Annotated in this window: 21 protein-coding genes; 10 read left to right on the forward strand and 11 right to left on the reverse strand. The window is 69.8% G+C overall.

The window, feature by feature from the left end:
* Positions 1-48: 48 nt before the first annotated feature.
* Positions 49-654 (reverse strand): hypothetical protein, encoded by a 606-nt coding sequence (locus PIR02_04120; GenBank protein WZH37852.1) that lies wholly within the window; start codon positions 652-654, stop codon positions 49-51.
* 162 nt (positions 655-816) lie between these two features.
* On the opposite strand from PIR02_04120, the gene PIR02_04125 reads away from it, so the two are divergent.
* Both PIR02_04125 and PIR02_04130 read left to right on the forward strand, forming a co-directional pair.
* A complete protein-coding gene (locus PIR02_04125; protein ID WZH37853.1) occupies positions 817-1,329 on the forward strand; it encodes a VOC family protein in 513 nt (170 codons plus the stop codon).
* Positions 1,322-2,113 (forward strand): MerR family transcriptional regulator, encoded by a 792-nt coding sequence (locus PIR02_04130; protein ID WZH37854.1) that lies wholly within the window; start codon positions 1,322-1,324, stop codon positions 2,111-2,113. Before PIR02_04125 ends, PIR02_04130 begins: the two co-directional genes overlap by 8 nt.
* Here the strand turns inward: PIR02_04130 and PIR02_04135 are convergent, their stop codons facing one another.
* Genes PIR02_04135 through PIR02_04155 form a run of 5 tightly spaced genes read right to left on the reverse strand, consistent with a single transcriptional unit; the run spans position 2,114 to position 7,957 of the window.
* Positions 2,114-3,127 (reverse strand): LacI family DNA-binding transcriptional regulator, encoded by a 1,014-nt coding sequence (locus tag PIR02_04135; protein WZH37855.1) that lies wholly within the window; start codon positions 3,125-3,127, stop codon positions 2,114-2,116. It lies immediately after the preceding gene.
* Positions 3,128-3,159: 32 nt separating this feature from the next.
* Entirely contained in the window at positions 3,160-4,614 is a 1,455-nt protein-coding gene (locus tag PIR02_04140; protein ID WZH37856.1) for a GH1 family beta-glucosidase, read from the reverse strand.
* Between the two features lie 29 nt (positions 4,615-4,643).
* On the reverse strand, positions 4,644-5,543 hold the full coding sequence (locus tag PIR02_04145) for a carbohydrate ABC transporter permease (GenBank protein WZH37857.1): 900 nt from the start codon (positions 5,541-5,543) through the stop codon (positions 4,644-4,646).
* Complete coding sequence (locus tag PIR02_04150) at positions 5,540-6,619, reverse strand: sugar ABC transporter permease (GenBank protein WZH37858.1); 1,080 nt, start codon at positions 6,617-6,619, stop codon at positions 5,540-5,542. The genes PIR02_04145 and PIR02_04150 overlap by 4 nt, the downstream gene beginning before the upstream one ends.
* A gap of 60 nt (positions 6,620-6,679) precedes the next feature.
* The gene (locus PIR02_04155) at positions 6,680-7,957 is read right to left on the reverse strand and encodes an extracellular solute-binding protein (GenBank protein WZH37859.1); all 1,278 of its coding nucleotides are present in this window, start codon (positions 7,955-7,957) and stop codon (positions 6,680-6,682) included.
* 313 nt (positions 7,958-8,270) lie between these two features.
* Between PIR02_04155 and purS the strand changes: the two genes are divergently transcribed.
* The 7 genes from purS to PIR02_04190 all read left to right on the forward strand — a co-directional run bounded on the left by purS (position 8,271) and on the right by PIR02_04190 (position 14,756).
* Positions 8,271-8,519: a phosphoribosylformylglycinamidine synthase subunit PurS gene (gene purS / locus PIR02_04160; protein ID WZH37860.1), complete on the forward strand. Its 249-nt coding sequence runs from the start codon at positions 8,271-8,273 to the stop codon at positions 8,517-8,519.
* Positions 8,516-9,223 carry a phosphoribosylformylglycinamidine synthase subunit PurQ gene (purQ, locus tag PIR02_04165; GenBank protein WZH37861.1) on the forward strand — a complete coding sequence of 236 codons (708 nt, stop codon included), beginning with the start codon at positions 8,516-8,518 and terminating at the stop codon, positions 9,221-9,223. The genes purS and purQ overlap by 4 nt, the downstream gene beginning before the upstream one ends.
* Positions 9,224-9,402: 179 nt before the next feature.
* The gene (locus PIR02_04170) at positions 9,403-10,116 is read left to right on the forward strand and encodes a GntR family transcriptional regulator (GenBank protein WZH37862.1); all 714 of its coding nucleotides are present in this window, start codon (positions 9,403-9,405) and stop codon (positions 10,114-10,116) included.
* Positions 10,117-10,220: 104 nt separating this feature from the next.
* A complete protein-coding gene (locus PIR02_04175) occupies positions 10,221-11,636 on the forward strand; it encodes a carboxylesterase family protein (protein WZH37863.1) in 1,416 nt (471 codons plus the stop codon).
* A gap of 131 nt (positions 11,637-11,767) precedes the next feature.
* Positions 11,768-12,262, forward strand: a complete 495-nt coding sequence (locus PIR02_04180; protein ID WZH37864.1) for an ureidoglycolate lyase — start codon at positions 11,768-11,770, stop codon at positions 12,260-12,262.
* On the forward strand, positions 12,259-13,749 hold the full coding sequence (locus PIR02_04185) for an NAD(P)/FAD-dependent oxidoreductase (GenBank protein WZH37865.1): 1,491 nt from the start codon (positions 12,259-12,261) through the stop codon (positions 13,747-13,749). The genes PIR02_04180 and PIR02_04185 overlap by 4 nt, the downstream gene beginning before the upstream one ends.
* 77 nt (positions 13,750-13,826) lie before the next feature.
* Complete coding sequence (locus PIR02_04190; GenBank protein WZH37866.1) at positions 13,827-14,756, forward strand: NAD(P)-dependent oxidoreductase; 930 nt, start codon at positions 13,827-13,829, stop codon at positions 14,754-14,756.
* Here PIR02_04190 and PIR02_04195 read toward each other — a convergent pair.
* Positions 14,753-15,298 (reverse strand): CPBP family intramembrane metalloprotease, encoded by a 546-nt coding sequence (locus PIR02_04195; protein ID WZH37867.1) that lies wholly within the window; start codon positions 15,296-15,298, stop codon positions 14,753-14,755. The two genes, PIR02_04190 and PIR02_04195, sit on opposite strands and share 4 nt — an antisense overlap.
* 45 nt (positions 15,299-15,343) lie before the next feature.
* Between PIR02_04195 and PIR02_04200 the strand changes: the two genes are divergently transcribed.
* On the forward strand, positions 15,344-15,715 hold the full coding sequence (locus PIR02_04200) for a bleomycin resistance protein (GenBank protein ID WZH37868.1): 372 nt from the start codon (positions 15,344-15,346) through the stop codon (positions 15,713-15,715).
* A gap of 14 nt (positions 15,716-15,729) precedes the next feature.
* Here PIR02_04200 and PIR02_04205 read toward each other — a convergent pair whose 3' ends face one another.
* From PIR02_04205 to gguA, 4 genes are all read right to left on the reverse strand, one after another.
* The gene (locus PIR02_04205; protein WZH37869.1) at positions 15,730-16,542 is read right to left on the reverse strand and encodes a lytic murein transglycosylase; all 813 of its coding nucleotides are present in this window, start codon (positions 16,540-16,542) and stop codon (positions 15,730-15,732) included.
* 121 nt (positions 16,543-16,663) lie between these two features.
* Positions 16,664-17,875 (reverse strand): ROK family transcriptional regulator, encoded by a 1,212-nt coding sequence (locus PIR02_04210; protein WZH37870.1) that lies wholly within the window; start codon positions 17,873-17,875, stop codon positions 16,664-16,666.
* Positions 17,876-17,974: 99 nt separating this feature from the next.
* Complete coding sequence (gene gguB / locus PIR02_04215) at positions 17,975-19,195, reverse strand: sugar ABC transporter permease (protein ID WZH37871.1); 1,221 nt, start codon at positions 19,193-19,195, stop codon at positions 17,975-17,977.
* Between the two features lie 5 nt (positions 19,196-19,200).
* Entirely contained in the window at positions 19,201-20,730 is a 1,530-nt protein-coding gene (gguA, locus tag PIR02_04220) for a sugar ABC transporter ATP-binding protein (protein ID WZH37872.1), read from the reverse strand.
* Between the last annotated feature and the right edge of the window lie 50 nt (positions 20,731-20,780).

A 20,780-nucleotide genomic window follows, 5' to 3' on the forward strand; every position in this document is an offset into this window, starting at 1 on the left:
GCCGAGACCCATCTCCTGCAGCACGCCGGTTGACGGACGACCGACCCCTCAGCCGAAGATCTGCGACGCGATCTCCGACAGCCACGCGCGCGCGTTGACGTTCACGGTCTCGAGGTAGATCCATACGCCGTCGCGCGCGACCACGACGTCCTCGGTGTCGGCGGTCCCGCCGGACTTCACGCAGTACTGGGCGCCGAAGTCCTCGGCCGCCTGGCACTGGTATCCCTGCGCGCCGAGGTCGGCGACGCCGGCGGTGACATCGGCATCAGGGGCGGTGCTGATGAGGAGGAGCACGGCCGCCGCCTCCTCTTGGATCCAGTTGCACGACAGCTCGGTGGTCGCATTCGCGGGGGCCGGACGCACGAATCCATCGGCGTGCTGCGCCGTCAGGTCGCCGACCGTCTGCTGGCGGGTCGCGGCCGTACCGAGGTCGTCGCAGGAGGCCGGGATCGAGGCCGGCGCCGTCGTCGATTCCGAGGTCGCGGACGCAGTGGAGGGCGTCGGCGAAACGATCGGGGCCGACGGCGAGGGAGAGACGACGGTCGTCGACGTCGGAGACGGCGTCGGGGTGCCGCTCTCCGGCACGCACCCGGTGAGCAGAGCGACGACGCCGATCAACAGGACGCCCGTGAAGGCGATGGGTGCACGGCGCATGGCGAGTCCTCTCCCCGAAGCGGCGATCTCGGCGGACCGACCACTCTTTCCGGGCTCAACATATCCCTCTTCACCCGCGCGCGGGGGAGCGAGGAGTCCGCTCCCACCCCGGCTCTCACCCCGGCTTGACCCTCACGCGACGTGAGGGCCGAGCCTGGGGACATGGACGACACCTTCCACGCCTTCGACGTCAGCCCCGTCCCGCCGCCCGGACCGGATGCCGTCGCACCCCCGCTGTTCCGCGGCATCTACGGCATGCCGATGTTCGTCACCCTCCCGACCACCGACCTCGTGGCATCCATCGACTTCTGGACGAAGACCCTCGGATTCTTCGAGCTCTTCGGCATCCCGGGTCGGATGTCGCACCTCCGGCGGTGGGCGTTCCAGGACGTGCTGCTGACGGTGAGCGACGACGCCGCCGCGGCGACGACCGCGAGTGTGAGCTTCGCGTGCGTGCTGGATCAGATCGACCCGCTCGTCGCTTCGCTGCGCGACGCGGGTCGGCCCGCCGAGCCCCGGGACACCCCGTGGAACACCCGCGATGTCGAGGTCGTCACACCGGAGAACGCCCGGGTGGTCTTCACCGCCGCGCGAGTGTTCGACCCCACGACCGTCGCGGGGCGGAACCTTCAGGCGGTCGGCATCGGACGCGACGACAATGACTCTCATGGGTGAGCGAGGGATGCCGGTGGGCGAGACCGCCGCACGTCTCGGCCTGACGGTGCGCACGCTGCACCACTGGGACGAGATCGGTCTCGCCCGCCCGGCCGGGCGCTCCGCGGCCGGATACCGCCTCTACACCGACGACGATCTCGAACGCCTCCGTCGTGTCGTCGTGTACCGCGAGCTCGGGCTGGATCTCGACGCCATCCGGGCGGTTCTCGATGAGCCCGGTGGTGACGTCGCTGCACAGCTGCGGGTACAGCGGGCCCAGCTCGCGCACCGCATCGACCAGCTGCAGGAACTCGACGAGGATCTGGAGCGCATGATCGAGGCCCAGGAACGCGGCATCCTGCTCTCCGACGACGACCAGCGCGCGACCTTCGGGCCGGGATGGGACACGCGCTGGCCCGGCGAGGCGCGCGACGCGTATGGCGCTTCACCGCAGTGGCAGCAGTACGCCGAACGGTCGGCGTCGCGGTCTGCCGATGACTGGGCAGCGGTGATGCAGTCGGTCTCTGCGCTCGACGCCGAGCTCGGCGCGGCCGTCGACGCCGGCACCGCGCCCGGCGATCTCGCGGCCGACAGCCTCGTCGAGCGGCACCGCGAGGTCTTCTCGCAGTACTTCCCCCTCACGAGGCAGATGCAGGTGCACCTCGGACGGATGTACGCCGCCGACCCGCGCTTCGCCGCGCACTACGACGCGATCCGCCCCGGGCTCGCGGTGTGGCTACGGGACGCGATCGAGGCGAGCGCCCGCGCGCACGGCATCGACCCCGACACCGCCCGGTGGGAGTGATCAGGCCGACCCGCGCTCGATGATCTCGGTCGGCAGGATCGTGGCGTGCACCGCCGGACGCCCGGCGAGGATGTCGAGGAGAACGGATGCCATGTGCCGCCCCTGCATGAGCGAGGGCTGGCGCACCGTGGTCAGTCCCGGGGTGAGCGTCGTCGCCACGGAAGAGTCGTCGAAGCCGATCACGGCGATGTCGCGGCCCGCCTCGAGGCCGTGGTCGCGGAGAGACGTGTAAGCCCCCCGGGCCATCAGGTCGCTCGCGACGAAAAGCGCCTCGGGGAGGTCGCCCGCCGACAGGATGCGGTTCATCGCGAGGGCCCCGCCCATCTCGGTGAAGTCGCCGTCCTCGATCGCGACGGGCTCCAGCCCCGCGTCCGCCATCTCGTCGCGGAACCCCTGGAGGCGGTCGAGGGAGGCGGGCATGTCGAGCGGGCCGGAGATCGTGCCGATGCGCCGGTGGCCCCGATCCACGAGGTAGCGCGTGGCGACGCGGCCACCCTCGACGTTGTCGACGTCGACGTAGTAGTCGTCGGTGCGCACGCGTCCCGGACGACCGCCGTAGACCACGGGCACCACCTCGCCCACCCGGTCGAGGAAGGTGTCGCTGGTGTGGTGCGAGGCGACGATCGCGCCGTCGACGCTCCCGCCGCGGAGATAGCGCAGCGCCTTCGTGCTGTCGTCGTCGCTCGCGATGAGCATGTTCATGACGTAGTCGGACTCACCGACCACCTCGCTGATCCCCGCCACGATCGAGGCGAAGAAGGGGTCGCCGAAGAACCGGTCGGTCTGCTCGGGGATGATCAGCGCGATCGCCCGCGTCTGGCGGCTGGCGAGAGAGCGCGCCGCACGATTGGGGACGTACTGCAAGTCCTCGATCGCGCGACGCACCGCCTCGAGAGCGGCGGGAGAGACCGCGGTGGAACCATTGACCACACGCGACACCGTCGAGCGTGAAACGCCCGCTCGAGCCGCGACTTCTTCGATCGTGGCGGCGCCCCGCACGGGTGCGAGCTCCATCGCGTTCCCTCCTCCGGGCCCTCGCGCGCGGCCTACACCGCGGGTGCGGCGGCCAGAGCGCGCTCGGCGATGATGCGAGCGTACTGCCGGCCGGAGTCCTTCACCGTGCGCTCTTGCGTCTGATAGTCGACGTACACGATCCCGAAACGCTTCTCGTAGCCCCAGGCCCACTCGAAGTTGTCCATCAGCGACCAGTAGAAGTAGCCACGGACGTCGACGCCCTGATCCACGGCATCCAGGACCGCACCGAGATGAGCCTCGACGAACTCGACGCGTTCGGTGTCGTGAACGTGAGCCTCGTCCGCCTCGACGACGAGCTCGTCGTCGTAGGCGGCGCCGTTCTCGGTGACGAAGAGGGGCACCCCGGCCTGGGCCGCATACTCCTCGCTCACGTGCAGGAGCAGGCGCGTGAGCCCTTCGGGCTGCACCTCCCAGCCCATGTTCGTGCGGTCGAGGCCACGGTCGTGCCAGTAGAGGTTCTCGTGAGCCGGGAACGGCGAAGAGATCGGGCGCACCGTCGGCGCATCGCCCGCGGGAGGTGCGACGACGGGGGGTGTGCCGCCGACGTACTCGCCGTGGTAGTAGTTCACGCCGAGGGTGTCGATCGGCGTCGAGATGACGTCGAGATCGCCCGGCTGCACGGCTGCCTGCCAGCGCTGAACCGCCTCCGCATCGGTGTCGCGGAAGTCGCGGATGACGTCCGCCGGGTACTCGGCGCGGAACACCGGGTCGAGGAACCAGCGGTTGAACTGCCCGTCGATGCGCCGCGCCGCGTCGAGGTCGGCGGGATTCGTCGGGTCGACGGGGTCCGCCACGGTCAGGTTCAGCGTGAGGCCGAGGTTGAGCGACGCGTCGCGAGCGCGCAGCTCGCGCACGGTCTGTCCGTGACCCAGGAGCAGGTGGTGCGCGGCGAGCATGCCCTCGGCCTGTGAGTAGTGCCCCGGAGCGTGAGCGCCGGCGGTGTAACTGAGGAACGACGAGCACCAGGGCTCGTTGAGCGTCGTCCACACGTTTACGCGGTCGCCGAGCGCGTCGTGCATGTCGAGCGCGTACTCGGTGAACCGCTCGCTCGTCTCGCGGACGGTCCACCCGCCCTTCTCCTGCAGGGCCTGAGGGAGGTCCCAGTGGTACAGCGTGAGCCACGGGAGGATGCCGGCATCCAGGAGCTCATCGACGAGGCGCTTGTAAAAATCGACGCCCGCAGGATTCAGCGCCCCGCCGTCGGGGCGCACGCGCGACCACGACGTCGAGAAGCGGTAGGTCTGCAGCCCGAGGCTCTTCATGAGCTGCACATCACCCGCGTAGCGGTGGTAGTGATCGCACGCGACATCGCCGTTGTCGGCGTTGATCACCGCGTCGGGAACGCGGGCGAACGCGTCCCAGATCGAGGCGGTGCGGCCGTCCTCGAACGCCGCTCCCTCGATCTGATAGGCCGCGGTCGCGGCTCCGAAGAGGAAGCCCTCGGGAAAGGCTCGGGTTACGGACATGGTTCGGGTTCCTTCCGTGGGGGCGAGGGTCATCCCTTGACCGCCCCTTGCATGATGCCACTGACCAGCTGCTTGCCCGCGAACACGAACAGCAGCAGGAGCGGGACCGTCGACAGCAGGACACCTGCGAGCACGACGGAGTAGTCGACGAAGTAGTTCGACTGCAGCAGCGAGAGGGCCACGGGCAGCGTCGGGTTCTGGCGGTCGAGCACGATGAACGGCCAGAAGAAGTTGTTCCACGCGGTCACGAAGGTGAAGAGACCGAGCATGGCCGCGGCCGGTCGCGCCGCCGGGACGCCCACCGTCAGGAAGGTGCGGAAGGAGCTCGCCCCGTCCACGCGCGCGGCCTCGATCAGCTCGTCGGGCACGGCTTGGCGCAGATACTGCGTCATCCAGAACACCCCGAAGGCGCTGGTGAGCGCGGGCACGATGATCGCGCCGATCTGCCCAGTCCACCCGAGCTCGCTGAACAGGATGTACAGCGGCACGACGCCCAGCTGCGTGGGCACGGCCATCGTCGCCACGACGAAGAGCAGCAGCCACGGACCGCCGCGGAAGCGGAGCTTGGCGAACGCCCAGCCCGCGAGCGTGGAGAAGAAGACGACGGATGCCGCGATGAGCGCGGAGCTGAAGATCGAGTTCCACAGCCCCGCCCAGAAGTTCACGGCGGGGTTGTTCAGGACGTCGGCGGCATTGGCGAAGAAGTTGCCGCCGGGGATCCACGAAAGCTCCGGGTTGCGAATCGTCGAGGAGTCGCCGGACCCGATGAGCAGCGCCCAGTAGTACGGTACGACGGCCGCGAGCAGGACGACGCCGAGGCTGGCGTAGACGAACCACCCGGGGCGCGAGCCCCGCACGGGACGAGGGCGCTTCCGCGCCGGTGCGGGGTCGGCGGCCCCCGTGACGGGGGACGTGTCGATGACGCTCATGAACGGGCACCCTTTCCGGTGGAGTCCGCGGCGATGCCCTGCTTCGCGGCGCGAGCGGCGGCGCGGCGCTGGCCACGGCTCAGGCCGTCGCGCGAGCCCTCGTCGCGCACGAGGGAACGGCTGATGAAGAGGTTCACCGCGCCGATGACGAGGATGATGAGGAAGAGGATCCAGGCGAGCGCCGCCGCTCGACCGAAGTTCCATTCGCCCCAGCCGAGGTTGTAGAGGTAGAGCGAGATGGTGAGCCACTGGTTGTCGGAACCGCCGGTGCCCGACTGGTCGAACATGCGCGGCTCGTCGAAGATCTGCAGGCCGCCGATCGTCGAGGTGATGATGACGAAGATGAGGGTCGGCTTGAGGCTCGGCAGCGTGATCGAGAAGAACTGGCGGACCTTGCCCGCGCCGTCGACGGTCGCGGCCTCGTAGTACTCGCGCGGCACGGCCTGCATCGCGGCGAGCAGGATGAGGGTGTTGTAGCCGGTCCAGCGGAAGTTGACCATCGTGGCGATCGCGATGTGGCTCGCGAAGGCGTCGGAGTGCCAGCCGACGCCGGGGAGGCCGATGCGGCCCAGAAGGGTGTTGATGATGCCGTACTGGTCACCGAACATGTTGCTGAAGATGAGCGCGACGGCCACGGGTGCCATGACGTAGGGCACGAGCACGCCCATGCGCCACAGGGTCTTGGCGCGGATGTTCTGATCGAGCATCGCCGCGATGAAGACCGCGAGGATCAGCTGCGGCACGGTCGACAGCACGAAGATGCTGAAGGTGTTGCGCAGGGCATCCCAGAAGGCCGGCTGTGACAGCACATAGGCGTACTGGTCGAAACCGACGAAGGTGCCCGAGCCGCGGATCTGATCCCAGTCCATGAACGAGATGACGCCCGTGTACAGGATCGGGAAGAGCCCGGTGACGATGAAGAGGACGAAGAAGGGCGAGATGTAGAGGTAGGGCGAGAGCTTCAGATCCCACGCGCTGAGCGTCGAGCCGAACCCGACGCGTCGGGGGGTGCGAGCGGGGGGACCGTCGGGAGCGGAGGACGCGGGGGTCGCGGGCGGCTGCAGTGTCGTGGTCATGGGTTTCCTTCCGGGGGTGCGGGCCGGGCGCGCGTGGCGCCCGGCCCGCGACGACCGAGATCAGCCGATGGCATCCACCTGCGAGACCCACTGGTCCCACGAGGTCTTGGCATCCTGTGTGTTGCTCTCGACGCGGGTGAGTGCCTTTTGCATCGCGTCGTTGACCTGGAAGTAGTACTCGCCCTTGAAGGGGGTCACCGACACCGCCTGCGCGCGGTTGGTGAAGATCTGCCCGATCGGGGCGTCACCGAAGTACGCGTTGGTGCTGTCGAGGAGTTCCGGCGCCTTGAGGGCCTCGACCTGGCTGGGGAAGGTACCCGCCTGCTGGAAGAACTTCACCTGCTGCTCGGGGGAGGTCAGCCAGTCGGCGAGGGCCTGAGCCTCGGCCACGTGCGCGCCGTTGGCCGGAACGGTCAGGTACGACCCTCCCCAGTTGCCGCCGCCGTTGGGGAAGACGTCGGCGATCTTCCAGCCGGCGACCTCGGGAGCGTTGCCCTCGATCTGCGTCAGCATCCAGCCGGGGCACGAGAGGGTTGCGAACGCCCCGTTGGCCATGCCGGCGTACCAGTCGGTGGACCACTGCTCGAAGTGGGCCGACTGCGTCTTGCTCGCGTCGAGCGTCTCGGTGTAGATCTTCTTGACGTCGGGGTTGGTCGTGGCCGTGATCTCGCCCGTCTCGGGGTTCTCGTACGCCGCCTCGACCTGGTTGATCATGCCCTGGTAGACGCTGCCGGCCGAGTCGAAGAACGGCTTGCCGGTCGCGGCGACGTAGGTGTCGCCCATGGCGAAGTAGGTCGACCAGTCGCCCGTGAGGGCAGCGGCCACCTCGGCGGGATCGGTGGGAAGGCCCGCGGCCTCGAACAGATCGGCGCGGTAGCAGATGGCCTCGGGGCCGATGTCGGTGCCGTAGCCGATCAGGTTTCCGGAGGGGTCGGTGGCGGCCTTGGACTTCCAGTCGAGCCAGCGGTCCTTCAGGTCGTCGGGGACCGGAGCCAGCAGGTCGGAGTACTTCATGACCTCGGGCAGCCAGTCGACCTCGATGGCCTCGATGTCGGCAAGACCCGACTTGCCGAGCTTCTGGAAGTAGTTGGCGCGGGCGTCGTTGGACTTCGCCGCGCGGTTGTGGACGATCTTCACGTTCGGGTGCTCGGCCGTGTAGGCCGCGAGCAGCTCGTCGGTGTAGCCGAAGTCGTTGAACGTCGCGACGGTGAGAGTGATCTCCTCGTCGCTGCTCCCGGCGGCAGCACCCCCGCCGCCGGAGCAACCGGCCAGCACGAGGGCAGAGGTGGAGGCGACGGCCGCGGCGAGGGCGACACGGCGCAAGGCGCGTGATTTCACAGGACACTCCTTTGTGGTGGATGCGACTCGATGAGGTGTGTGCGGCTCCCTGCCTCGGACGTGGGAGCGCTCTCACCGATTCCGTCGAGAGTATGGGATCGCTCCCATACCGTCAAGAGAGCGCTCCCACGTGCGGGAGACGCCGATAGCGTCCTCTCCTCGAGACGACGGGCCACGCCTCCTCGTGAGGGCGATGTGGAGAGCGCCGCGTGATGCCGCCAGGCCTGAGGCCGTCACGCAGTGTCCGCCTCCGCGCGACGAGGCGCCCTGCGTAGAATGGGACGACACACCCCACCCGACATCTGGAGCTGCTGTGCCCACCATCGTCGTCGACGTCATGCCCAAGGCCGAGCTTCTCGACCCGCAGGGAAAGGCCGTCGCCGGTGCCCTGTCACGTCTGGGCGAGCACCGCTTCTCCGACGTGCGCATCGGCAAGCGCTTCGAGCTGACCGTCGAGGGCGAGGTCGACGAGGGCACCCTGGCCCGCGCGCGCGAGCTCGCCGACGAGATGCTCTCGAACGCGGTCATCGAAGACGTCGTCAACATCGAGGTCGTGGAGTGACCGCGCGCATCGGGGTCATCACCTTCCCGGGCTCGCTCGACGATCGCGACGCGCAGCGCGCGATCCACCTCGCGGGTGCCGAGTCGGTCGCCCTCTGGCACGGCGAACACGACCTGAAGGGCGTCGACGCCCTCGTCCTCCCGGGCGGCTTCAGCTACGGCGACTACCTCCGCGCCGGCGCGATAGCGGCCTTCGCGCCCATCATGGCCGAGGTCAAGGACGCCGCCGCCAAGGGCATGCCGGTCCTCGGCATCTGCAACGGCTTCCAGATGCTCGTCGAGGCTCACCTGCTGCCCGGCGGACTCATCCGCAACGCCCACCAGCAGTTCATCCGCCGCGACCAGCGCCTGCGCGTCGAGAACGCCTCCACCGCCTGGACCAGCGACTTCACCGCGGGCGACGAGATCGTCATCCCGCTGAAGAACGCCGACGGCGGCTACATCGCGGATGCCGAGACCCTGGAACGCGTCAACGGTGAGGGCCTCGTGGCTTTCCGCTACGTCGGCGTCAACCCGAACGGCTCGCTCGACGACATCGCCGGCCTCACGAACGAGCGCGGCAACGTCGTCGGTCTCATGCCGCACCCCGAGCACGCGGTCGAGCCCGGCTTCGGCCCCGGAACGGCCGCCGCCATGCGCTCCGGTGTCGACGGCCTCGGATTCTTCACCTCGGCCATCGCAGCCGTCGTGGGCGCCGCGGCCTGATCTGTCTGCACGCCCTCGCCGCGCGCGGTGCCGCCCAGCGCCCGTGGAGCGTGACGGGCGAAGGATCAGGGACGAGCGGAGGACTCCTCGCTCTGAACCCTCCTCCCCCGGCCCCACGCCCTCCCCTCGTCACAGCATCCCGGCCGCTCGCCCCGACAGCCTCGCGATAGCGTGAGGGAGTGACCGAGAAGCCCGCTCCCGATCAGGACGCGCTGATCGATCGCATCCTGCACCTCTGGCGCGCGGATGCCGACACCCTGCCGTCTGAGCCGCGTCTGGCCGAGCTCACCGGCGCGAGCCGCAACTCGGTCCGCGAGGCGTTGATCCGCCTCGAGGAACGCGGGTACGTCCATCGCACGCAGGGCGCTCGCACGTCGCCCAACCGACGTCTGCCCGGGGTCGGCCGGCGCATCGACGAGCAGTTCGACCACTCGCTGTCGATCCGCGCGGCGGGTCACGAGCCCACCCTCGACGTCGTCGCAGCCGAGCGACTCACGCTCGCGCCCGGCGGCGACCGCTACGACGACCTCCCCGACGACACCGAGGTCCTGCGCACACGGAAGATGTGGCGCGTCGACGGCGCTCCCTACGCCCTCGCCGAGGACCTCGTGCCGCTCACCCGGGCGGCAGACCTCGACCCCACACGACCGGTGTTCGACCTGGCGGAGGAGGCCAACGGCATCCGGGTCGCGTGGGAGACGATGTGGATCGATGCGATCGCCCTCGACGCCGAGCGCGCGCGGATCCTGGCGGCAGAACCCGGAACACCCGTGTTGGAGATGACGTACTGCGGGTACGGCGCCGACGACGCGATCGGATACTGGTCGCGCGAGGTGCAATTGCCCGCCCCCGCCGGTCTGCGCAACGCGCTCATCCGACGCGTGCGGTCCTGAGGAGGGCGTGGTGCCGCAACGCCCATGCCCGCGGGGCCACCCCGTCGCCGTCGACCCGAGGTGACGGCGAGACCACCCCCGATCACCGCTGGAGAGGAAGAAGCATGACCCGTCCCGTCGTCCAGACCCAGACCGGACCCGTCGGCGGGTCCCGCCGAGAGGGCATCGAGCGCTATCTCGGCATCCCCTACGCACAGCCACCGGTCGGCCCGCGACGCTTCTCCCTGCCTGTCCCGGTCCCGGCGTGGGACCAGGTCCGCGACGCGACGGAATGGGGACCCACCTCGCCCCAATCGCCGTATCCCGGCGCCATCGGCCAGCTCCTGGACTCGCGGATCATCCCCGGCGACGACATCCTGACCGTCAACGTCTGGAGACCCGAGGATGCCGAGGGAGCCGCGGTCATGCTGTGGTTCCACGGCGGGGCCCTCGAACGCGGTACCGCCGCCCTCAGCACGTACGACGGCACTCCGTTCGCGCGCGACGGCGTGGTCTTCGTCTCGGCGAACTATCGACTCGGCGCAGAAGGCTTCTCCGTCCTCCCCGATGCCCCGCGCAACATCGGTCTCGCTGACGCCGCCGAGGCGCTGCGGTGGACGCACCGCAACATCGCCCGATTCGGCGGGGATCCCTCGCGCATCACGATCTTCGGCGAGTCCGCGGGCGGAGCGGTCGTGGCCGCCCTCCTCGCTCGCGAAGACCTTCGACCACTCCTGTCCGGCGCTGTCATCCAGTCCGGTCCGCTCGACGTCGAGACGCCGAAGCGCGCAGCCCGCCCCACGCGCGACATCGCGCGCACCCTCCGCGTGACCGCCTCCGCAGCTGCCCTGCGGAACGTCGACCCCGGTCGGCTCGTCGCGGCTCGCGACGAACGGACCGCGCGATCGACCCCGCTCCGAGCCGCGCCGGGCTTCACGGCGACCCTCGACACGGCGACGCTCCCCGAGACACCGCGGCGCGCGATCGTCACCACTGACGTCCCGCTGATCATCGGCACGAACACCGACGAGTACCGCCTCTGGTATCCCCCGGAGGCGGTCGCGAGACTGACGCCGCGCAGCTACGCCCTGCTCGCCCTGGCGAAGCGTCTGCCGCGCGGAGTATGGGCGGCATACCGACGGGCCCTCCCGGATGCGTCGGTGGGGGAGATCATCGGCCAGGTCCTCACCGACGCGATCGTCCGGGCACCCGCGGTCGAGGTCGCGCGCGCCCGCACCGCACCCACCTTCGTCTACGAGTTCGGCTGGCAGAGCCCTGTGCGCGATCTGCGCGCGGCGCACGCCCTGGAGATCGGTTTCGTCTTCGACGCGCTGGATGACGCCGCGTCCCAACGACTCGCCGGACCCTCGGCACCCCAGCCCCTCGCCGAACGCATGCACGGGGACTGGATCCGCTTCGCCGAGACGGGCGACCCCGGATGGCCCGCCTTCGCGACGGGTGGCCTCATCCGGCACTACGACACCGTCACCCGCGACGTGGAGCTCCCCCGCGCGGAGGCGCTCGCCGCTCTCCAGCGGTGACGCAGGCACGATCGGCGAGAAGCTGAGCGAGGGTTTCCGGCACGTAAAGACGTGGTGACGTTGGTGGACAAGTCGCTCCGCAACTTGTTGGACAAGCGTACGCTCGCCTCACCCGACGAAAGCGAGCCGCCATGACCGAGACCCTCACCACTCATCGCCTCACCGCCGAGACCGTCACTCCCGCCGGTTTCGAGCCCTACGGCGTCGTGCTGACCCCGATGGAAGACGGCACTGCGTTCACCGCCGAAGAGGCCGTGCTCGACGTGTCGAACGGCATCCCTCGCTTCTACCTCATGCACCTCGACGACAAGCCCGCCGAGTTCGTCCGGGTCACCCGTCACCTCGAGACGACACAGACGCTCATGGCCGTCGGCGACGTCGAGTGGACGATCGCCGTCGCCGCTCCCGGCATCGAGGCTCCGGCCCTCGAGGACCTGCGAGCCTTCCGCATCCCCCCGCGCACGGCCATCACGATGCGCAAGGGCACGTGGCACGCAGGCCCCTTCTTCGCCGACCCGAGCATGGACTTCGTCAACCTCGAGCTCGACGACACCAACGTCACCGACCACCACAACCACCGCCTCGACGACGCCTTCGGTGCGCGCGTGGAGATCGACGCGGAATGAGCGCGCTCAGCCCGTTGCCCGACGCCGCCGCCCGCCTCGCCGCGCTGGAACGCGAAGCCGCGCACCAGGCCGCGCTGAGCGCCGGCGACGGTCGCGCGTGGGTCGACGAACGCGACGGCGTGCACCCCGTCGTGATCGTCGGCGGCGGCCAGGCGGGCCTCGTCCTTGCGCGGGGTCTCCGCCGCCGCGGGATCGACGACGTCGTCGTGCTCGACGCCGCCCCCGCCGACGGCGCCGGACCGTGGACCACCTACGCGCGCATGCACACGCTGCGCACCCCCAAAGACATCGCATGGCCGACATGGGGCACCCCCGCGGTCAGCCCGCGCGCCTGGTTCGAGGCCGTGTACGGCCCCGCCGCGTGGGACGCGATCGAGTACTTCCCCACCGCCGCGTGGCACGGCTTCCTGCAGTGGTACCGCGACGTCTCGGCCATCGCTGTCATCCCCTCGACGCGGGTGACCTCGATCATCCCGGGCGACGGTCCGCTCGAGCTCGCCCTCGAGGGACCCGACGGCACCTGGATGCTCGAGGCACACCACGTCGTCCTCGCCACCGGCATCGAGGGCGCGGGCGGCCGCCACCTCCCGGGGATCCTCGACGCCCTCCCCGTCGACCGCGTGCACCACACGCACGACGACATCGACTTCGACGCGCTCGCCGGCCTGCGCATCGGCATCCTGGGCGCGGGCACCGGCGCTTTCGACAACGCAGCGACCGCCCTCGAGCACGGCGCCGCGAGCGTCGACGTGCACATGCGCCGCGCGGCGATGCCGCAGGTGAGCCCCTACCGCTGGATGGAGTTCGCCGGTCTCATCGAGAACTACGGCACGTTCACCGACGCGCAGAAGTGGGCGTTCAACGTCCACCTCTCAGCCGTCGACCAGCCCGCTACGCAGAACGCCCTGTGGCGCGCGCACGCGTTCGACGACTTCCGCTTCCTCACCTCGTCGCCGTGGGAGAGCGCGTCCTGGACGGGCACCGAGATCGCCGTGACGACACCGCATGGCATCCATCACTATGACGTCGTGCTCGCGGCAACCGGCATCGTGTCCGATCTGGCGCGGCGCCCGGAGCTGGCGACGGTGGCTCCGGATGCCACCCTCTGGAGCGATCGACTCAGCCCCGAGGCCGCGGCGCAGAATCCGGGACTCGCGGCCTTCCCCTACCTCGACGACGACTTCGGTCTCGTGGACCGGGGCGGGCGCGAAGCGCTGTCGCGGATCCACCTGTTCAATCACGGCGCGCGTGTCAGCCAGGGGATGCTCAGCCATCAGATCCCCGGCCTCGTCGGTGGGGCCACGAAGCTGGCCGCCGCCCTCTCGCGACGCCTGTTCGCCCGCCACTCCGACGAACTGCTCGACGAGTACCTCGCGTACGACGTGCCGGTCGGCGTGCACATCGGCCGGCGTCCGGCCGCCGCCGCATCCCCGTCGGTGGGACAGGACGCAGCAGCGTCCGCCCGCACCGAACCCGTGCACACGTGACCGGTCGGCTCCCGCAGCGACCCCCTACGTTGTGTCGGATGAGCCGTCGATGCCGAGCGCCCGACTAGCGTGAAAGGGTGACGACTGCGATCCCCCTCACCGTGTCCGTACCGAACGCCCGCCTCCGCGATGACCTCGGCGAGCTCCCGGACGGGGTGGAGGTGGTGATCTGGGACATGAAGGATGCCGCCCCGCGCGAGCGCTTCGACCTGGTCGTGCCGCCGTACATGTCGATGGACGGGGTGATCGAGGCCCTGTCGAGTGTGGAGGTCGGCCTGGTCCAGAGCCAGTCGATCGGCTACGACAACGTCGAGGGGCGACTGCCCGAGGGGCTGCGGTTCGCCAACGCATCGAGTGTCCACGAGACGGCCACCGCCGAGCTCGCGGTCGCCCTCGCTCTGGCGGCACAGCGTCGACTGCCCGACTTCGTGCGCGCACAAGACCGGGGGGAGTGGATCGGCGGGGGCGCTCCGGGCCTGGCCGACCTGCGCGTGACGCTCCTCGGGTTCGGCGGCGTCGGTCGGGCGATCGCCGCGCGTCTGAAGCCCTTCGAGGTGGAACTGCGCGCCGTCGCCTCGCACGGTCGCCTACAAGACGATGTCGAGGTGTTCCCTCTCGGGGAGCTCTACGACGTGCTCGCCGAGACCGACGTCCTGATCGCTTCCCTCCCCGGTGGCGACGCGACCCGCCACATCGTCGACGATGCTGCCCTGTCGGCGCTCCCCGACGGCGCACTCGTCGTCAACGTCGGCCGCGGCCCGCTCGTCGACACCGAGGCGCTCGTCGATCACGTGCGCCGCGGCCGCATCCGCGCGGCGCTCGACGTCACCGACCCGGAACCGCTTCCCGCGGGACACCCCCTGTGGAGCCTGGAGGGCGCGCTCGTCGTCCCGCACGTGGGTGGAGCGACGGATGCCATGCACCCGCGTATCGCCCGCCTCGTGCGCCGGCAGATCGACCGCCTCCGCTCGGGCGAGGAGCCGCTGAACGTGGTGATCGGGGGCTAGGCCGCGAGAAGTCCCGCCACGACGTTGCTCACCGCGTGGACCGCGGCGCCGGGCACGAAGCTCCCGGTGCGGTGGCGCAACCACCCGAGCAGCCATCCCGCCGCGAACTGGACGGGGAGGATCGGCCACGTCCGCACGTCGATGAGCAGGAGCGGCAGGTGCGGGAGCAGGAAGACCGCTGCCTGCAGGAGGTTTCCTCGGACGAAGCCGAGCCGGCGGAGGAAGATGCCGCCCAGCAACCCCCGGAACAGAACCTCCTCCCCCAGCGCCCGGAGCACCACCCCGACCGCGGCTCCGACGGAGGTGAGACGCGCGATCGACACACCGGGCGCTTCGAGGGTCTCGAGCGGGATCAGCACGATCGCGAGCCACCCGGCGAGCACCAACGGGACGAGGAGCACCGCTGCCCATCCGTACCCGGAGGCCGGACCCCACGTCGCACCGAGACGGCGCCGGGCGAGCCGGAAACCGACATGTCCGCGGCGGGACTGCACGATCAGGTAGATGACGACCGGGATGCAGAACAGGATGAACTCGGCCATGGCGGCAATCTATCGCCCACGACCCACCCCGCGTAGGGTCGCCCCATGAGTGATCGAGCGGTCCCGAATCTGCCGTCGCGAGATCTCACGGTGACGGCGGAGTTCTACGGCTCCTTCGGATTCGAGGAGAGCTTTCGCGACGCGTCCTGGCTGATCGTGGAGCGCGGCCCCGTCGTCTTGGAGTTCTTCCCCTTCCCCGACCTCGACCCGGCGACGAGTTCGTTCATGTGCAGTGTCCGCGTCGCCGATCTCGACGGCCTCCATGCCGCGATCGCGGCCGTCGTTCCCGAACGCGACTCGTCGTGGCCCCGGTTGAGCCCGATCGCGCTCCGCCCGTGGGGACGGCGCGCGGGCTTCCTCATCGACCCCGACGGCACGCAGCTCCACCTCATCGAGGAGTCCGCTCCTCCGGCCTGAGCCGACGTCGCGGCTCAGCCGGCTGAGCGCGCGGCGTACGCGTTCGCGCTGGCCGCGACGTCGTCGACGTAGGAGTCGAGGTGGTTGTACGAGAACACCGCGCGTCGCCAGCCGACGGGGCTCGTCATCTCTCCCGAGGCGCAGAGGTAGCGCCCCGCCGCGAGGGCGGCGTCGTCGATCTGGTCCGGGTCGGCGACGCCGTCGCCGTTCGCGTCCGCTCCCCAGCGCTCCCACGTCGCCGGGATGAACTGCAACGGCCCCACGGCGCGGTCCCAGGTGGCATCCCCGTCGAATCGGCCCCCGTCGGTGTCGGCGATCGCCGCGCTCGCGGTGCCGTCGAGAGCGATTCCCCGGATGGGCGGGTCGGGATGACCCTCCGCGTCCAGGGTGCCGCCGGCGTGGGCGCCGTGGGCGGACTCGATCGAGCCGAGGGCCGCGAGCGTGTTCCAGCCGAGGCCGCAATCGGGCTGCTCCGCTCGGACGGTCAGCGCGGCGGAGGCATAGGCGCGCAGGGCACGCTGCGGGATGCCGGTCCGCGCCGCCACGGCCTCTGTCCACGTCGCATCCGGGACGAGGATCATCGCGGGCAGGGGCACCGGCACCGTCGAGCTGTCGACCGCGGTGTCCGCCGCCGCGGACGTCGGTGCGGCAGGCGGGAGGGATGCCGGAGCCGCCGCGCGCCAGTGGTCGACGCGCGCGGCGGATCGCTCGACGTCGAGCGCCGTCGCCTGCGTCTGCGCGACGACGGCACCACCGCCACCCACCAGCAGTACCAGCGCGATCAGCCACGGCCACAGCGGCCGGCGGGGGGCCTCTTCGAGGTTCACGAACACCTTCCGGGTGCCCGTCGGGACCGGACGCCCGGGATGACCGTAGGCGGCCGGCCCGACGACGGCATGAACGACCGGGATACGACGTCCGTCCTCGTTCGTGCGGATGCCGCTCCCCTCAGCCGCGGAAACCCGCGGGGTTCGACAGCAGGTCGGCGAACGCCAGCTCGGCGGGGCCGATGAGCATGAGACGCGAGCGGAGGTGGGCGCGCTCGAGCCGGATCGTGCGGCCCTCGGCCCCGAGGGGGTGGACGCGGACCGCGTCGGCCAGGCGCTCCCGGCTCACCGAGAGCAGGGCGCCGAGGTAGCCCGAGAGCACGACGGTCTCGGGGCTGAACGCGTTGACGAAGTTCGTCAGCGCGAGCGAGAGGACCTCGACCTGGCGGGTCACCTCCGACATCACGGTCGGATTGCGGGCGACGCCGAGTTCGACGTCGAGTTCGTCTTCGTCGAGTTTGCGGCGACCGAGGAGCGGCTCGAGCAGGTCGAGGCTGACCTCGGCTTCGAGGCATCCCTTCCGCCCGCAGACGCAACGTCGACCCCGCGGGTCGACGACCGTGTGGCCCAGCTCTCCGGCGTAGCCCGAGGTTCCGCGCAGCAGGGTGCCGTCGATGATGAGCCCACCGCCGATGCTGTGCATCGCACCGCCGAGATAGAGGAGGTTGCCGACGCCCACGCCGACGCCGAACCGCGACTCCGCGAGGGCGCCGATGCTGGCATCGTTGCCGGCGGTGACCGGCATCCCGAGCTGGTCGCTCAAGCGCGCGGAGACGGGCTCGCGCTTCCAGCCGAGGGTCGGCGAGACGAGAACCGAACCGTTGGCGTTCACCAGACCCGGCACCGCGAGTCCGACACCCACGACGCGGTAGTGGCGGTCGATGTCGGCGCGCATCGCCTCGACCGACGATTCGACGATCTGCACGAACCGTCGCGGCGAGGGGGCGCTCGCGGTGTCGTGGCGGAGGCGCGCGTGCACGACGCCGCCGAGACCGACGAGGGCGACGGTCACCGCATGCGGCTCCGCGCGGACACTGAGGGCTGCGACGTGGTCTTCGGGCTCGATGTCGAGGGTGGGGCGCCCGACCTTGCCGGTGCGCTCGCCACCGGGGGCCTCGCGGACGAGTCCTAGCTCGGTGAGTTCCATCACGAGACCGGTGACGGTGGAGCGGTTGAGACCGGTGGTGGCGCCCAGTTGTGCCCGTGAGAGCGCTCCCCGGGAGTGGAGCAACGACAGCACGGACGCGAGGTTCTGCTGGCGGATCAGGTCGTTGGTCGTACGACCGGCCGGGGGTGCGAGCGGCGTCGCGGGCTCGAACACGGCAGGGGTCATGAGGGGCGCACCTCCCCCATCATCCCATCGGAGTCGTACGGACGAGAAACGCAGTGACACGGATGGGGAGCGGGCCCCGGGGCCGCGCTCCCCATCCGATCACGCACCGCCGTTGCGCCGCTTGTTGAAGATGTCGAACGCGACGGCCAGCAGCAGGACGATGCCCTTGATCGCCATCTGCCAGGCAGCGTCCACGCTCAGGATCGACAGACCCATGTTCAGCACGCCCATGACGAGGCCACCGACGACGGCTCCGATGACGGTCCCGATACCGCCCTGGACGGCGGCGCCACCGATGAACACCGCGGCGATGGCATCCAGTTCGTAGTTCTGACCCGCGGATGCCACGGCGCCACCGGCGCGCGCGGTGCTGACGACCGCGGCGAGACCGGCGAGCACACCCATGTTGACGAAGATGAAGAAGTTGACCCACTTCGTCTTCACGCCGCTCATCACCGCGGCGAAGAGGTTGCCACCCATCGCGTAGATGTGACGACCGAAGGTCGTGCGGTTGAGCACGAACGTGTAGGCGAGCACGAGCACGGCGAGGATGATCAGCACGATCGGCGTGCCGTTGTACGCGGCGAGGGTGAAGGCGACCGCCATGATCGCCACGGCGGCGATGGCGTTCTTCAGCCAGAACGACCACGCGACCTCGCGGGGCAGCTCGAGGCGGCGCAGCGTCGCCCGCGTCCGCAGCTGCTGCGCGATGAGCGCGACGACGGCGACGACACCGAGCACGACGGTGAGGGAGTCCCAGACGCCCACGTAACCCAGCACCGGAGGCAGCCAGCCGGCGCCGATGGCGGTGAAGCCGTCGGGCAGACCGGCGATGGTGCCACCGGTCAGCAGCACCAACGTGAGGCCGCGGAACAGCAGCATGCCGGCGAGGGTCACGATGAACGCGGGGATGCCGACGAAGGCGACCCAGAAGCCCTGCCACGCACCGACGACGGCGCCGACGGCGAGCGACAGGATGACCGCCAGCCACCAGGGCAGGCCCCATTGGTTCATCGCGATGGCCGCGATCGCACCGACCATGGCGACCACCGAGCCCACCGACAGGTCGATGTGGCCGGCGATGATCACCATGACCATGCCGATCGCGAGGATCAGCACGTAGGCGTTCTGCTGGATGAGGTTGTTGACGTTTCCGGGCATCAGCAGTCGTCCGCCGGTGAGCACCTGGAACAGCACGATGATGATGACCAGGGCGGCGAGGATGCCGAACTGACGGAAGTTGATGCGCGACAGGATGCCGCGGCGGCGAGGCCCGGGCTGGGTCGGCGCTTCGACCGTCTGGGTGGATGCGGTGGCCATTGCTGTCAGTTCCTTCCGGCGGTCATGTGCCGCATGAGCGTCTCCTGGGTGGCGTCTTCACGGCTGACCTCGCCCGTGATGCGTCCCTCGGAGATGGTGTAGATGCGGTCGGAGAGGCCGATGACCTCGGGCAGCTCCGACGAGATGACGATGACGGCCTTCCCCTGGGCCGCGAGTTCGTTGATGATGCCGTAGATCTCGTACTTCGCCCCGACGTCGATGCCGCGGGTCGGCTCGTCGAGGATGAGGACATCGGGACCGGTGAACATCCACTTCGACAGCACGACCTTCTGCTGGTTCCCGCCGGACAGCCGTCCGGTGATCGCCGCGACGCTGGGCGCCTTGATGTTCATCTTGTAGCGGTACGAATCGGCGACCTTGTACTCGCGGTACCGGTCGACCACGCCGAGGCGGGCGAGACGGGCCAGCGCGGATGCCGAGACGTTGACCTGGATGTCGCCGATCAGGTTGAGGCCGTACTTCTTGCGGTCCTCGGTGGCGTACGCGATGCCGTGCTTGATCGCGGCGTCGACGGTGCGGACGTCGATCTGCTGACCGTTCTTGTAGACCTCCCCCGAGATGCCGGTGCCGTACATCCGGCCGAAGATGCTCATCGCGAGCTCGGTGCGGCCGGCGCCCATCAGGCCCGCGAAACCGACGATCTCGCCCGCGCGCACCGTGAACGAGGCGTTGTCGATGACGACGCGCTCGGTGTCGACGGGGTGGTGGACGGTCCAGTTCTCGACGCGGAACAGTTCTTCGCCGATGTCGGGCTCGCGCGGCGGGAACAGGCTGTTGAGGTCGCGGCCGACCATGGCCCGGATGATCCGTCCCTCGTCGGTCTCGGGGTCGTCGCGACGCATCGTCTCGATGGTGCGTCCGTCGCGGATGATCGTGATGCGGTCGGCGATGCGGAGCACCTCCTTCAGCTTGTGGCTGATGATGATGCAAGTGATGCCCTGGTCGCGCAGCTGGTCGATGAGGTCGAGCAGGTGGGCGGAGTCGTCGTCGTTCAGGGCTGCGGTCGGCTCGTCGAGGATGAGGAGCTTGACCTCCTTCGCCAATGCCTTCGCGATCTCGACGAGCTGCTGCTTGCCGACACCGATCTCGAAGATCTTCGTCGCGGGGTTCTCGCGGAGTCCCACGCGCTTGAGCAGCTGGGCGGCCGCCGTGTTCGTGGCGTTCCAGTCGATGACACCGCGTCGGGCCTTCTCGTTGCCGAGGAAGATGTTCTCCGCGATCGACAGGTACGGGCTGAGCGCCAGTTCCTGGTGGATGATCACGATGCCGGCGGCTTCGCTGTCGTTGATCGAGCGGAACGCCATCTGCTCACCCTCGAGGGTGATGCTGCCCTCGAAGCTGCCGGCCGGGTAGACCCCGCTGAGCACCTTCATCAGGGTGGACTTCCCGGCGCCGTTCTCTCCGCAGATCGCGTGGACCTCGCCGCGGTGCACGTCGATCGAGACGTCGGCAAGAGCCGGGATGCCGTTGAACGACTTCGAGATCCCCGCCATGCGCAGGATCGGTTCGGTCATGGTTGTCCCTCCGTCAGGGATCGAGCGGCGGGGCGGGCCGAAGCCCGCCC

The organism is Microbacterium enclense (assembly GCA_038182865.1).
Classification (GTDB): Bacteria; Actinomycetota; Actinomycetes; order Actinomycetales; family Microbacteriaceae; genus Microbacterium; species Microbacterium enclense_B.